Origin of the sequence: Streptococcus australis (assembly GCF_040226615.1) — a bacterium.
In the GTDB taxonomy this organism is placed as follows: Bacteria; Bacillota; Bacilli; order Lactobacillales; family Streptococcaceae; genus Streptococcus; species Streptococcus australis_E.
This window is the reverse complement of record NZ_JBCOAT010000012.1, coordinates 26,210-40,340: the sequence shown is the minus strand read 5'-3', so window position 1 is coordinate 40,340 and position 14,131 is coordinate 26,210. Positions and strand designations below refer to the sequence as shown.

At 44.0% G+C, this 14,131-nt stretch carries 12 protein-coding genes; 2 read left to right on the top strand and 10 right to left on the bottom strand.

All coding sequences use genetic code 11. From position 1 onward, the window contains the following. Positions 1 to 34: 34 nt before the first annotated feature. The 9 genes from ABT997_RS09425 to ABT997_RS09385 all read right to left on the bottom strand — a co-directional run bounded on the left by ABT997_RS09425 (position 35) and on the right by ABT997_RS09385 (position 11,251). Positions 35 to 1,702, bottom strand: a complete 1,668-nt coding sequence (locus ABT997_RS09425; RefSeq protein ID WP_350019232.1) for an alpha-glucosidase — start codon at positions 1,700 to 1,702, stop codon at positions 35 to 37. 66 nt (positions 1,703 to 1,768) lie between these two features. Next, entirely contained in the window at positions 1,769 to 2,899 is a 1,131-nt protein-coding gene (locus ABT997_RS09420; RefSeq protein ID WP_006595597.1) for an ABC transporter ATP-binding protein, read from the bottom strand. A gap of 123 nt (positions 2,900 to 3,022) precedes the next feature. Further along, a complete protein-coding gene (locus ABT997_RS09415) occupies positions 3,023 to 3,883 on the bottom strand; it encodes a PucR family transcriptional regulator (RefSeq protein ID WP_350019231.1) in 861 nt (286 codons plus the stop codon). Then, a complete protein-coding gene (locus ABT997_RS09410) occupies positions 3,883 to 4,278 on the bottom strand; it encodes a Mini-ribonuclease 3 (RefSeq protein WP_350019230.1) in 396 nt (131 codons plus the stop codon). Before ABT997_RS09410 ends, ABT997_RS09415 begins: the two co-directional genes overlap by 1 nt. After that, positions 4,271 to 5,614 carry a cysteine--tRNA ligase gene (cysS, locus tag ABT997_RS09405; protein WP_350019229.1) on the bottom strand — a complete coding sequence of 448 codons (1,344 nt, stop codon included), beginning with the start codon at positions 5,612 to 5,614 and terminating at the stop codon, positions 4,271 to 4,273. The genes ABT997_RS09410 and cysS overlap by 8 nt, the downstream gene beginning before the upstream one ends. A 20-nt stretch (positions 5,615 to 5,634) precedes the next feature. Continuing rightward, a complete protein-coding gene (locus ABT997_RS09400; RefSeq protein ID WP_350019228.1) occupies positions 5,635 to 6,501 on the bottom strand; it encodes a GNAT family N-acetyltransferase in 867 nt (288 codons plus the stop codon). Between the two features lie 12 nt (positions 6,502 to 6,513). Further along, positions 6,514 to 7,131: a serine O-acetyltransferase gene (gene cysE / locus ABT997_RS09395; protein ID WP_195347738.1), complete on the bottom strand. Its 618-nt coding sequence runs from the start codon at positions 7,129 to 7,131 to the stop codon at positions 6,514 to 6,516. Between the two features lie 24 nt (positions 7,132 to 7,155). Then, positions 7,156 to 9,372: a polyribonucleotide nucleotidyltransferase gene (gene pnp / locus ABT997_RS09390; protein WP_347088288.1), complete on the bottom strand. Its 2,217-nt coding sequence runs from the start codon at positions 9,370 to 9,372 to the stop codon at positions 7,156 to 7,158. A 562-nt stretch (positions 9,373 to 9,934) separates the two neighbouring features. Continuing rightward, positions 9,935 to 11,251, bottom strand: a complete 1,317-nt coding sequence (locus ABT997_RS09385; RefSeq protein ID WP_350019227.1) for a DUF6287 domain-containing protein — start codon at positions 11,249 to 11,251, stop codon at positions 9,935 to 9,937. A 175-nt stretch (positions 11,252 to 11,426) separates the two neighbouring features. On the opposite strand from ABT997_RS09385, the gene pepF reads away from it, so the two are divergent. Then, complete coding sequence (gene pepF / locus ABT997_RS09380) at positions 11,427 to 13,217, top strand: oligoendopeptidase F (RefSeq protein ID WP_350019226.1); 1,791 nt, start codon at positions 11,427 to 11,429, stop codon at positions 13,215 to 13,217. 41 nt (positions 13,218 to 13,258) lie between these two features. Here pepF and ABT997_RS09375 read toward each other — a convergent pair whose 3' ends face one another. Then, positions 13,259 to 13,648: a nuclear transport factor 2 family protein gene (locus ABT997_RS09375; protein ID WP_350019225.1), complete on the bottom strand. Its 390-nt coding sequence runs from the start codon at positions 13,646 to 13,648 to the stop codon at positions 13,259 to 13,261. Between the two features lie 148 nt (positions 13,649 to 13,796). Between ABT997_RS09375 and ABT997_RS09370 the strand changes: the two genes are divergently transcribed. Next, complete coding sequence (locus ABT997_RS09370; RefSeq protein ID WP_006595586.1) at positions 13,797 to 14,129, top strand: winged helix-turn-helix transcriptional regulator; 333 nt, start codon at positions 13,797 to 13,799, stop codon at positions 14,127 to 14,129. Positions 14,130 to 14,131: the final 2 nt, after the last annotated feature.

The following is a 14,131-nucleotide window of genomic DNA, read 5'->3' as shown; positions in this document are numbered from 1 at the left end:
ATGAAAAGAACCTTCGCGTTTGCGAAGGTTCTTTCTATTCCACCAATTCCAGCATGATGGTTTGGTAAGGGGACAATTCTAATACCTGGTCTCCTTCTTGGAACAACCCTGCGGTATTATTTAAAACGACCGTTTTAATCGGAGCTGGCAACTCCAAGCTAGTCTGGCGATTTTGGAAATTGCTGATTACCAAGAGACGCTTGTCCCCCCGGCGTTCGAAGGCGATGATATTCTCGCGGTCCCGATAAGCTGGGATCATATCTCCAAACCGGATGGTATTTCCATAGAGGGGATGGCGATACAAGGCCGTCAGCTGGCGGTAATAATTCAAAATAGAATCTGGATCCTTTTCCTGGTCTTCCACATTAATGGAATAATCTGGTTTGGGACTGATCAACCAGGCTAGTCCATCGCTAAAGCCCAGACCTGGCTCCGCTGACCACTGCATCGGTGTCCGCGCATTGTCTCGGCTATAGTTGGCAATCGCTGCTAAGGCTTCTTCCTCACTCAAACCAGCTTCTTTAGCAACGTGGTAGCCGTTGATGGTCGCGATATCATCAAAGTCCTCCACTGATTCAAAGACTTGGTTCTCCATTCCAATTTCTTGACCTTGATAGATAAACGGAATTCCCTTGCGCAAAACCTGAATGGTTCCCAGGGCTTTTTTACTGGTGTCGTTTACTGGACCTTCTGCGATATAATGGGACACTCCACGAGGTTCGTCGTGGTTTTCGATGATGGTCGAGAGAACACCAATCCTATCTGCACGCTCATGCGCTTGGAAAATACTTTCCTTGAGTTCTTCCGCTGTTGGAAGAGTATGGTCAAACCAGCCCTTTCCTTCCTGCCCTAAGCAGGTTTGCTTGAAGTCAAAGATAGAAGAAAAGACACCGTCTTTTCCAATGAAGAAATGCAATTCTTCATCGGTTTCATTGAACACTTCCCCTACTGTGAAGGCATTGTACTTGGCGAAGGTTCGCTCCTTTAACTCTTGCAAGAAAGGTTCAATCGATTGGGCATTCACTAGAGACTCCGGTACTGGAACCAGGCCATTGTTACGATCGGACGGAAGCGAACGCCATTCTAAATCCTTTTTAATATTGATGATGGCATCAATCCGGAAGCCCGCGATTCCCTTGTCCAACCACCAATTGATCATCCTGTAAATTTCTTCGCGCAAGACAGGATTTTGCCAATTGAGATCTGGCTGATCCTTGTGGAAAGAATGAAGATAGTATTTGTTGGTGCCAGGAACCGGCTCCCAAACACTGCCCCCAAAGTAGCTTTCCCAGTTGTTGGGTTCTTTGTCACTTTCGATAAAATAAAAGTAATCCGCATAAGGGCCATCTGGATCCGCTAAAGCCTTTTGGAACCACTCGTGATGACTGGAGCAATGGTTAACCACCAAGTCCATAATGATAGAAATCCCTCGCTTCTTACCTTCCGCAATCAACTCTTCCATATCTTCCATGCTCCCAAAAAGGGGGTCAATGGCATAATAATCGGAAATATCATATCCCTGATCAATAAAAGGGCTCTTGTAAACAGGCGATAACCAGAGAATATCAATCCCCAACTGTTGAAGGTAATCGAGTTTTTCCGTGATTCCTTTTAAATCACCAACACCATCGCCATTGCTGTCCTTAAAGCTTTTTGGGTAAATCTGGTAAGCGACCTTCCCCTTCCACCAATCTTTTTCCATGTCTTGTCTCCTTAAAATGAAAGAGACCGAGACAAATCGTCTCAGTCTCTATAGTGTCAGTAGGTATTAGTATACTGTTTTTTCAGTTTCTTTATCGAAGAAGTGAGCTTTGTTCAAGTCAAATCCAAGTTCGATTGTTTCACCAGTTCCAAGGTAGTCACGCGCATCTACTTTTGCGATAAATTCGTTGTCACCAACTTGGCAGTACAAGTGAGATTCTGAACCGAGCAACTCAGACACTGAGATGGTTGCTTTCACGACTGATTCTGGGAAAGTTTCAAGGAAAGCAGCTTCTGTGTTCACGTCTTCTGGACGGATACCAAAGATCAATTCTTTACCATCATAGCCTTTTTCTTTCAAGACTTTCAAAGCACCTTCAGGAACTTTCAAATTCAATCCATTGGCAACGATGTGTCCACCTTCCAATTTTACATTGATGAAGTTCATCGCAGGACTTCCGATAAATCCAGCTACGAATTTGTTAACTGGGTTTTTGTACACTTCTTGCGGAGAACCAATTTGTTCCACACGTCCAATTGTACCAGTACCAGCTGGGTTTTTAGTAGCTGACATGATAACGATACGGTCAGCCAATGTCATCGCTTCTGTTTGGTCGTGAGTTACGTAAATGGTTGTAGCTCCGATACGGCGGTGGATTTTCGCGATTTCAGCACGCATTGATACACGAAGTTTAGCATCCAAGTTTGACAAAGGTTCGTCCATCAAGAACACTTTTGCATCACGGACAATGGCACGTCCCATGGCCACACGTTGACGTTGACCACCAGAAAGGTCAGCAGGTTTACGATCCAAGAATTCTTTCAATCCAAGGATTTCAGCTGCTTCTTGTACACGTTTGTCGATATCTTCCTTGCTGTATTTACGCAATTTCAAACCAAAGGCCATGTTATCATAAACAGTCATGTGTGGGTAAAGAGCGTAGTTTTGGAATACCATGGCGATATCACGGTCTTTCGGTGCCACGTTGTTTACAACAGTGCCATCGATGGAACATTCACCTTCTGTGATGTCTTCAAGACCAGCGATCATACGAAGAGTCGTTGATTTACCACATCCTGAAGGACCTACGAAAACGATAAACTCTTTGTCTTTGATGTCCAAGTTGAAGTCTTCAACTGAATAGTGTTCGCTGTTTGGGTATTTTTTGTAAATATTTTTAAGATTTAATTCTACCATGATGGTACTCCTTTGATGTTTATAATTCTATTGTAAATGAAAACGCTTTACAAATCTATGGCAGGTCTCACAAAAAAGAAAAAGAGTTTTGTGCAACTTGCACAAAACTCTTGATTCATTCCCTTACATCACATCTTGTAAGACCAAATGGTAACAAAGGGCTAGATCTGTCAGATTTTTTAACTGGAGACCCGTTAGCTCCTCCCATTTATCCATCTTATATTGAAGGGAATTGCGATGGAGATAGAGTTGCTGGGCCGCCTTGGTCACAACTGCCCCATTATCCCAGAGGGCAACAATGATATCCTGCAACTGATCTTGACTCGCAATCAACTGACGCAAGCGTTCTTTGATAGGTTGTAGATCCAAATCTTCCTGTTCGATTCCCCACAGATAGAGTTGAGAAAAGTGGTAAACACCTTGATGCCCTTCTCGGATCCAGCCTCTAAAGACTGCTCGTTCTGTTCGAATGACTGAAGACAGTCTCCAATCCTTAGGCTCGGTCCATACCTGCCCCACCATGATGGATAAGCGAAGATTAAAGTCATACTCCATAGCAGATACGGTATCTTTTAAGATAGCAGCTACAGGCAGCGACTGCTCTTGGTCCAGAATGAGTACATAGTCCTGCCCACTCAGCTGCAAGACTGCTCGAAAGTTGGGCAAGAGTGTCTGCATCATCTCTAACCAGGAAGCCGTTCCTTCCGCTGTCGAATGTGAGAGGTGGCAATAGACAAGTTGCATTTTTTTGATGACTTGAGGGGTTTCTCCCTTCCCATCGATCAGGTATTGGTACCAAGGATTGGGAGCAAGATCTTCCACACTGCCCAACCAGGCAATCAATTGCTTTTCTCTCTCCGTCAACTCTTCTTCTTTCAGTTGTAGCCATTGCTGGGCCTGAAGAGGGATGGCTACAAAACCCGCTGGAGGAGTCGGTTGATCCGTCAACTCAGCATGAGGGAACCACTCTCTGATATCTTTCACTACTTTATCCCTTCTTCCACTTTTTGGATACACCAAGCTACTAATTCCTCTAAGCGGTTGTTTTCATCTGTCAAGTGCAAGTAACCCATGACCGCTTCAAAACCCGTCGACATGCGATAGGTCACGACATCCGCATTTTTGGCCTTGGTGTGGCTATTGGTATTGCGACCGCGCTTATAGATTTCGACTTCTTTCTCTGTCAAAACATCTTCCTCAAGCATCATCGCAATCAGATTAGCCTGAGCCTTGGCAGAGACATACCTAGTTGCAGTCTGGTGGAGTTTGTTAGGCTTGGTCATCCCTCGCAAAATCAAATGCTTACGGATATACATGGAATAGACCGCATCTCCCTCAAAGGCTAGGGCAATCCCATTAATCAGATTGACATCAATCACGTGTCCACCTTACACCTTCTTTTGTATCCAAGAGCTTGATTCCTTGCGCAGCCAATTCATCGCGAATCGCATCTGCTCTCGCAAAATCTTTCTTAGCCCGCGCTTCTTGGCGTTCAGCGATCAAGGCTTCAATATCTGCATCCAGGACTTCTTCGACAAAGACCACTCCAAAGACTTCTAACATCTTTGCCAAGGCCTCCTTGACGTCTTGGTTGTAATGACCTGAATTGATCCATTTAGCCAATTCAAAGACAACGGTGATCCCGTTCGCGGCATTGATATCTTCATCCATCGCCGCGATAAACTTGTCCACAAAGCCTTGCAAGTCTGCTGGATCTACTTCTCCTGTGAACGGTTGCTCATAAGTGTTTTTTAAATACTTGAGGTTGGTCTCCGCATCGCGCACCGCTTTTTCTGTGAAGTTAATGGGCTTGCGGTAGTGCTGGGTCGCAAAGAAGAAGCGAAGCACCTGGCCATCGATTGTCTTCAATGCATCATGCACAGTGATAAAGTTACCTAAGGACTTGGACATCTTGACATTGTCGATATTAACAAAGCCATTGTGCATCCAGTAATTGGCAAAAGTTTTGCCTGTTTTGGCTTCTGATTGAGCGATTTCATTGGTATGGTGCGGAAACTCAAGGTCAGCTCCACCACCGTGAATATCAATGGTATCGCCTAAAATCCCCGTTGACATGACCGAACACTCAATGTGCCAGCCAGGACGACCAGGTCCCCAAGGGCTTTCCCAAGAAACTTCACCTGGTTTGGCAGCTTTCCAAAGGGCAAAGTCGACTGGATTTTCCTTGCGGGCCGTTTCTTCATCTGTCCGACCAGAAGCACCTAGCTCTAAGTCTTCCAAAGTTTTATTGGCCAATTTGGCATAGTTATGAGATTTTTCCACACGGAAATAGACATCTCCTTGACTCTCGTAGGCATAGCCTTTTTCGATCAAGTCGGTAACAAAGCGAATAATGTCATCCATAAACTCAACCACACGAGGATGACGGGTTGCAGGTTTCACTCCAAGAGCCGTCACATCTTCACGAAAGGCAGCGATATATTTGTCTGCCACCTCCTGAGGCGTAATCCCTTCTTCCTTGGCACGGTTGATGATCTTATCATCCACATCTGTAAAGTTGGAAATGTAGGCAACTTCGTAGCCACGGTACTCAAAGTAGCGACGAATCGTGTCAAAGGCTACCGTTGAACGGGCATTCCCAACGTGGATATAGTTGTAAACTGTTGGCCCACAAACATACATGCGAACCTTTCCTTCCTCGATGGGGACAAATTCTCGCAAATCACGAGACATGGTATCATAAATTTTTAACACGCTTCATTTCCTTTCTGTTCCTACACTTTCGCATTCAAATAAACCACCTGAGTCTGTTTGACAAAGCCAATCTTTTCATACAAACGTTTGGCACCTACATTGCTATCTTCCACGGCAATCTGAAACTCCTTGTCATTTTGCTCAATGAGTTGGTTGACGAGGGATTTTGCTAGATAGCTTCCATAGCCTTGCCCACGTTCAAGCTCAGCTATTGCTAAACCATAGAGGTAATTCGTATTACTCGATAAATCAACTGTACAAGTCCCAATAACCTGACCGTTTTTTAACAAAATATACAGGCGACTTTCTGGATCCTTCAGAGCTTTAGCGACATATCTATCCACAACTTCTTTAGATTCATGTTCCTCTGAAAATGCCTGAAATTTCAACTGACTAATTTGATCCTGATAGGAACGATCTGCTAACAAAACGTCCAGATTGGAAACAGTTGCTAACGGATAAGGTCTTCTATCCTTACCTAACCAGGTTTCTGTTTCTTCATCCTCGACCAGTCCCCAGTTGCTGGCAAACTCAGGATGCTTCTCTAGAAAAACACGCTCTGTCTGAAAAGTCACAGACTCAATTGGATAAGATGCCGTTTCTTTCTCAAAACTTCCATACAAAGCCCGCGCAATGCCTTGACGACGATGATTGGGGTGGACCAGGATCGCTACTTCCACATCTTGGTCATCTGCATAGACGGTTAATAGGCCAACAAGTTCACCTTTTTCATAATAAAGGAAAAAGGCAGGCATATCGGGGTCAAAATTGAGCATATTGGAGAGATAGGGATCACGATAAGTTCCGTCATACTTCTGACAGACTGCAATAAGGGCCTTGACCTCCAATAGTTGGTGGTCAGTCAATGTATGGGTTGCTTGAATCACGTAGCTATCTCCTTACAAGCTTGAAGACCGATGACTGGCTTCCTTGGCGTGTTCCATCTTATTCACGTAGTATTCGCGTTTTTCTTCTTCTTGGTGAATGATTGGCTCATCTTTCTTACCGTGAACACGAACAATCTTGGCAGGGACTCCGACAACAGTCACATCACTCGGTACATCCGATACAACGACGGCTCCTGCCCCTACTTTGGCCTTGGCCCCAATCTCAATCGGTCCGATGACCTGAGCGTGAGCGGAGACCAAAGCTCCCTCACGAACCGTTGGATGGCGCTTCCCTGTATCCTTTCCAGTTCCACCGAGCGTCACCCCATGGTAGAGCATAACGCCTTTTTCAACAACGGCTGTCTCACCAATAACGAGACCTGCCCCGTGGTCGATAAAAACTCCCGAAGCAATGGTCGCTCCTGGATGGATTTCAATCTGAGTCCAAAAACGCCAGAACTGGCTATGCATGCGAGCTAGGAGTTTAAAGCCATGGTTCCACAAAAAGTGAGAAACACGGTGAGCAGCCAATGCTTTAACCCCTGGATAGGTCAAGAGGACCTCCAGTGAGGTACGTGCTGCTGGGTCATTTTCTTTTACAATATCAATGGTTTCACGCCACCATCCCATACCGTGCTCCTTTCTTTTGATTGCTTATTCTTTTGTTTCTTGACCTGCATCTTTGGCAAAGTCTTTTCTCGGTTTGTGGTGACGAGGACGATCGCCATGACGATGACCCTTATCCCCTTTTTCTTCTGCATGTTCCGGTTTTGGAGGACGAGGAAGAAGAGCTTTCATCGAAGCATCTACACGACCTTTTTCATCAATCTTGATGACCTTGACATCGACTTCGTCTCCGATTTCCACTAAATCTTCGACACGGTTGGTACGTGTCCAAGCCATTTCAGAGATGTGTACGAGGGCATCTGTCTTATCAAAGAGGTTAACAAAGGCACCAAATTTCTCGATACGAACAACTTTGGCATGGTAGACTTCGTCCACTTTAGCTTCACGAACCAAACCAGCAATGATTTCTTTAGCACGGTTGATGGCAGCTTGGTCGCTAGAGTAGATAGAGACGTTACCTTCTTCATCGATATCAATCTTAACGCCTGTTTCAGCGATGATCTTATCGATGGTTTCTCCACCTTTACCGATGACAATCTTAATCTTGTCCACATCAATCTTAATGGTATCAATTTTCGGAGCAGTTGGAGCCAATTCTGGACGAACTTCAGGAATGGTTGCTTCGATCACATCAAGGATTTCAAAACGAGCTTTCTTGGCTTGAGCAAGAGCTTCAGTCAAGATTTCTGCAGTAATCCCTTGAATCTTGATATCCATTTGAAGGGCTGTAATACCGTCACGCGTACCTGCAACCTTGAAGTCCATATCTCCAAAGTGGTCTTCCAAACCTTGGATATCTGTCAATACTGTATAGTTGTTACCATCTGAGATGAGACCCATAGCAATTCCTGCTACTGGTGCCTTGATTGGCACACCACCAGCCATAAGGGCAAGAGTACCGGCACAGATAGAGGCTTGAGATGAAGAACCGTTTGATTCCAAAACTTCTGCTACCAAACGAATCGCATATGGGAATTCTTCCAAGCTTGGCAATACTTGAGCAAGAGCACGCTCGCCAAGAGCACCGTGACCAATCTCACGACGACCAGGAGCACCGTAACGACCTGTTTCACCTACAGAGTATTGTGGGAAGTTATAGTGGTGCATAAAGCGTTTCTTGTACTCTGGATCCAAACCATCGATAATTTGAGTTTCACCCATTGGCGCCAAAGTCAAGGTAGAAAGAGCCTGAGTTTGTCCACGAGTAAAGAGACCTGAACCGTGCACACGGGGGACGAAGTCAACAACCGCATCCAAAGGACGGATTTCATCGACCTTACGACCATCAGGACGAACCTTGTCTTCTGTGATCAAACGACGCACTTCTGCGTGTTCCATTTGTTCCAAGATTTCAGCTACATCCCGCATAATCCGATCAAATTCTTCGTGATCTGCATATTTTTCTTCGTAAACGGCTGTTACTTGGTCTTTTACTGCTTGAGTTGCAGCTTCACGAGCTAATTTTTCTTCTACTTGAACCGCTTTTTGAAGGTCGCTGTTGTAGGCTGCGATGATTTCAGCTTGCAAGTCAGCATCGACATGAAGCAATTCCACTTCTGCTTTTTCTTTACCAACTGCCGCCACGATTTCTTCTTGGAAGGCAATCAATTCTTTAACAGCTTCGTGTCCTTTGAGAAGAGCTTCCAACATGATTTCTTCTGACAATTCTTTGGCACCAGACTCTACCATGTTGATGGCGTGCTTCGTACCTGCTACTGTCAATTCAAGAAGAGAGCGCTCGGCTTGTTCTTGCGTTGGATTGATGATGATTTCCCCGTCAACATAGCCCACTTGTACCCCAGCGATTGGTCCGTCAAACGGAATATCTGAGATAGAAAGTGCCAAGGATGAACCAAACATCGCTGCCATTGGTGCAGATGCATTTTCATCGTAAGAAAGGACCGTGTTAATCACCTGTACTTCGTTACGGAAACCTTCCGCAAACATTGGACGGATTGGACGGTCGATCAAACGCGCTGTCAAAGTCGCATCTGTTGAAGGACGTCCTTCCCGTTTCATAAAGCCACCAGGAAACTTCCCAGCTGCATACATTTTTTCTTCGTAGTTAACTTGAAGCGGGAAAAAATCCCCAGTTGCCATCTTCTTAGACATAACGGCCGCAGTCAAGACAGTTGACTCACCGTAACGCACCACAACAGAGCCATTTGCTTGCTTAGCAACCTGGCCAGTCTCTACGATCAACTCACGACCCGCAAAAGTCGTTTGAAACACTTGTTTTGTCATTTTAATCCCCTTTGGATTGATAAAATTATACGACTTGCCTACAAAAATCAGGATACAAAGGCCGTCAAAAGCAAAGTAAAAATAGGAAACTGACGAAGTCTTCGATGAAGACAAGACAGTTTATCTTTTTTACACAGCTTTTCGGCCGGGTTCAATTACACAAGATATTTTGGACGGTTCGGCTTGCCGAACATTTCTGTAAAAAAATAGGAAGGTGACGCCGCACTCGATGAGTGCTAGGAAGCTTATCTTTTTTCCTAAGAAATGAGGGTAAAATTCAATTACTCAAGATACCAAAGCCACCATATAGCTCCACAATCTATTGATTTCAACAGCCTTTCTGTATGTTATATCCTCATCTTTGTATCCAAGCACGTATAACCTTTATTTTACCATATTCAAGCCCAAAAGAAAAAGGCTTTAAAAGCCTTTTTCGAGGAATATTTGATTTCCACTTATTTTAAAATTCTAGAGCTAGATATAGGTGCTATCTATTTTAAAGTTTACATGAAGGCTCTACTAACTACACAACTAAGCGCTTCCTAGGTAAACGACTCTTCTGTTAATCCACACGATAGAAGAAGGCCTCTGGGGTCCAAATGTACTGCTGCCCAATCCAAATTCGATCTTTTTTAGTATCTGACGGATCACTATTTTGGTTACTATCTGGTTTGATAGATGTTCCTGCTGGCAAAAACGAAATTGCTGCTCCACCAGCTGTATTCGGTTTTGAACTGTGGATAGCTCCAGAAATATAGCCATGATCAGGATTGATGTTATTGACGACCCCACTACCATCTGAAAAAAATTGATTTCCGGTCAAACCATCTCTATCAAATTCCAAAGTCCATCCCAAGCCATTTCGCCAAGTCCCTGCAATACTTGAAAAATCACCGTTCTGAATCTCTTGAATATTCATCCCGCCACTTCGCTTATTTGAAGTAGCTGTATTAGAACCTTCCACTTTCGTCGTAAATTCAAGCGCGATCCAACCTTGGCCAGATTGGAGCTTGCCCCAGGTATAACCGTCAGCTGAAACTGTCTCTGTGATCGTGTAAACACCTTGCGGGATTGTTCCTACTTCCTCTCCCTTGATCGATGCTTCTTTACGAATCCGAAGGTCTGAGACTCCTACACGGACTTGAAAACTACTTGTTTGCTGCTCTGAGTTGCTTGCTTGGCTCGTCGCCTTCTTACCAGTCTCTAGTTCTTTCCATTCAAATTTTGCTTGATCCAATTCTTTTGCTGTAATCCCTAAGGCTTGTTCTGACTTCTGGCCGTCCCCATTTTTTATTTGAATCTGATTGACAGTCTCAACCTTTCCTTTTTGGAACTTGTAATGGATCAAATCTACCTCTGGTCGAAGAGACGAAAAGCTAGCATAAATGACCGAGCCATCCTCAAAAATTTGGAAACCTGAACGTGAGCCACCAGAGGAAGCCACAAAAGCTGTATGTAATAATTCTGGTTTCTGACCTTTTAGATAATAAATCGCTGAGACTGTTTGGCCGTTTCCAATCAAGAGCTCATCCCGTCCATCCTTATCCAAATCCATATAAAAATAGGAAAGGTTAGGTTTACTCCCCAGAGTTTGAAGATACATGGCATAGACATACTCATCAGATTGAGAATCTATTTCTTTTAGTTTAGTCTCTAGACCTGCACTATCACCTGTCTCGATAGCCCTAGAGTATGCCTGATAACGTTCAAGAACTGTTTGATAGTACTCATGCCCAGACGATGTCTTCTTGGAACTTTTTCCATCTGCTACTTCACTCTGAACTGTAGAAGGTTGCGTCCTAGGACGTCGCTTAGGCCCACATGCCACCAGAGTTAACAAGGTCATCGCTGTCAAGCTAACCTTATAGATTTTTTTCATCATATACTCCCTAAAACTTTCTCCATTTTATTATACCAAAAGAAGGTAAAAATGCTAGAAAATCCTTGTTTTCTTATTGAATCAGTCAGGCTTTGATAAGATCCTCCATTCGCCTATCATTCTGCCCTCTTTTCTGCTATACTAAGTATAGCCAATTGATCAAAAGGAGAACACTATGGAATTAAAAAAACGTTCAGAATTTCCTGAGAACGAACTCTGGGACCTCACAGCCCTCTATCAAGACCAGGAAGACTTCTTGCGTGCCATCGAAAAGACTCGCGAAGAAATCAATGAATTTGTCCGTAACTACAAGGGCAAGCTCCACACTTTTGAGGACTTTGAAGCTGCCTTTACAGTCTTTGAACAAATTCAGATCCAACTCAGCCACATTGGTAACTACAGCTTTATGCCCCAAACGACGGACTTTGGCGATGAAGCTTTTGCAGAAATTGCCCAAGCGGGGATGGATTTCGAAACTTGGGCGAGCGTCGAACTCTCTTTCTTTGATGATGCCTTAGTCGAAGCGGATGAAGAAGTCCTGGAACGTCTCGGACAATTGCCTCACCTCACTTCTGCTATTCGTCAAGCTAAAATCAAAAAAGCTCACTACTTGGGAGCTGATGTGGAAAAAACTCTGACTAACCTTGGTGAAGTCTTCTACGGACCGCAAGACATCTATACCAAGATGCGGGCAGGTGACTTTGAAATGGCTGATTTTGAAGTAGATGGAAAAGTTTACAAGAATAGCTTTGTCACCTATGAAAACTTCTACCAGAACCATGAGAATGCGGAAGTCCGTGAAAAAGCCTTTCGTTCCTTCTCAGAAGGTCTTCGCAAACACCAAAACACGGCTGCTGCTACCTATCTAGCCCAAGTCAAATCTGAAAAACTAATCGCAGATATGCGAGGCTACGACTCTGTCTTTGACTATCTCTTGGCTGAGCAGGAAGTGGATCATGCCATGTTTGACCGTCAGATTGACCTGATCATGAAGGACTTCGCTCCAGTCGCTCAAAAATTCCTCAAACACGTGGCCAAGGTCAACGGCCTTGAGAAAATGACCTTTGCTGATTGGAAGTTGGACTTGGACAGTGCGCTCAACCCAGATGTCACCATTGATGACGCTTATGACTTGGTCATGAAATCTGTGGCACCTCTTGGCGAAGAATATTCTCGCGAAATTGCCCGCTACCAAACCGAACGTTGGGTCGACTTTGCTGCTAATGAAGGCAAGGATTCAGGTGGATATGCAGCCGATCCTTACCGTGTCCATCCTTATGTCCTGATGAGTTGGACAGGACGGATGAGCGATGTTTATACCCTGATTCATGAGATTGGACACTCTGGTCAATTCATCTTCTCAGATAACAACCAAAGCTACTTCAACGCCCACATGTCGACCTACTATGTGGAAGCTCCTTCTACCTTTAACGAGCTCCTCCTCAGCGACTACTTGGAACACCAGTTTGACGATCCTCGTCAAAAACGCTTTGCCCTAGCTCACCGTTTGACAGACACCTACTTCCACAACTTCATCACCCACTTGTTGGAAGCGGCCTTCCAACGCAAGGTCTACACCCTGATTGAAGAAGGTGGAACCTTCGGCGCTAGCAAGCTCAATAGCATCATGAAGGAAGTCTTGACCGAATTCTGGGGAGACGCCGTTGAAATCGATGACGATGCAGCTTTGACCTGGATGCGCCAAAGCCACTACTACATGGGACTATACAGCTATACCTACTCAGCTGGCCTAGTTATCTCAACCGCTGGTTACCTGCATTTGAAGAACTCCGAAAACGGAGCCAAAGATTGGCTAGACCTCCTTAAATCAGGTGGTAGCAAGACACCACTGGAGTCAGCCATGATTATCGGAGCAGATATTTCAACAGACAAACCACTTCGGGATACGATTCAGTTCTTGTCTGATACGGTTGATCAGATTATCGCCTACAGTGCTGAGTTATGAGTATAAGCAAAAACAGATTGGAGTTTTCCAATCTGTTTTGCTTATCCCCAAAAGCTATCTTCTTCAGCTTGATCTGAAGAGAAGAGCCAAACTTCTTTGATTTTCCCGTCTTCAATACGGAAGAGATCAATCCCGTTCATATTGAGTTCAGTACCATCAGCCCGTGTTCCAAGAAAAGTAACATTAGCTGCGACAAAATCCTTATTATCAGAAACCCAATTTGTTATCACCTTAAAGGTTCCATTAGTTTTCTCATCAAATGTAGCTAGGTGAGATCCTAGTTGGTCCTTACCAACAACTGTACCAGATATACTATGAGTACCAGGTTGATGCCAGACAATATCGTCTGCCATCGTTTCAAAGACACCAGGAAAATCACCAGCAATTAAAGCTTGGTTATAAGTATTGAAAATTTCTAAGTTTGTTGACACATCTATTCTCCATTTCTTTTTTATGATATAATTTTAACAGTTACAATCGAAAAAACAAGTAGACACTTTTTCGATAGCTGGTATCAAAAGTAGTACTATTGTTGATACTAAAAGATAAATTTTTTTAAAAATAGAAAGAAGATATTTTATGCCAAATAAAGTGAGTGAGTATGGTATTTGTCCATTTGCGACAACGCAGAGGGTTTTAACAGGGAAATGGGCACTGGTAATCATTTATCAGTTGAGTACGGGTACTAAACGATTTAAAGAATTGCAAAGATTATTGCCTGGGATTACTCAAACTATTTTGACACGTCATCTCCGTCAATTAGAAAAGGATAAGATTATTCAACGAAAGGTCTATGCGGAAGTTCCCCCACGAGTTGAGTACAGCTTAACCGAAATAGGGCAGGAATTCAAAGTTGTCTTAGATGCTGTGGAGAACTGGGGTCTGGATTATATCAAGTTGCTAAAAATGTAGAG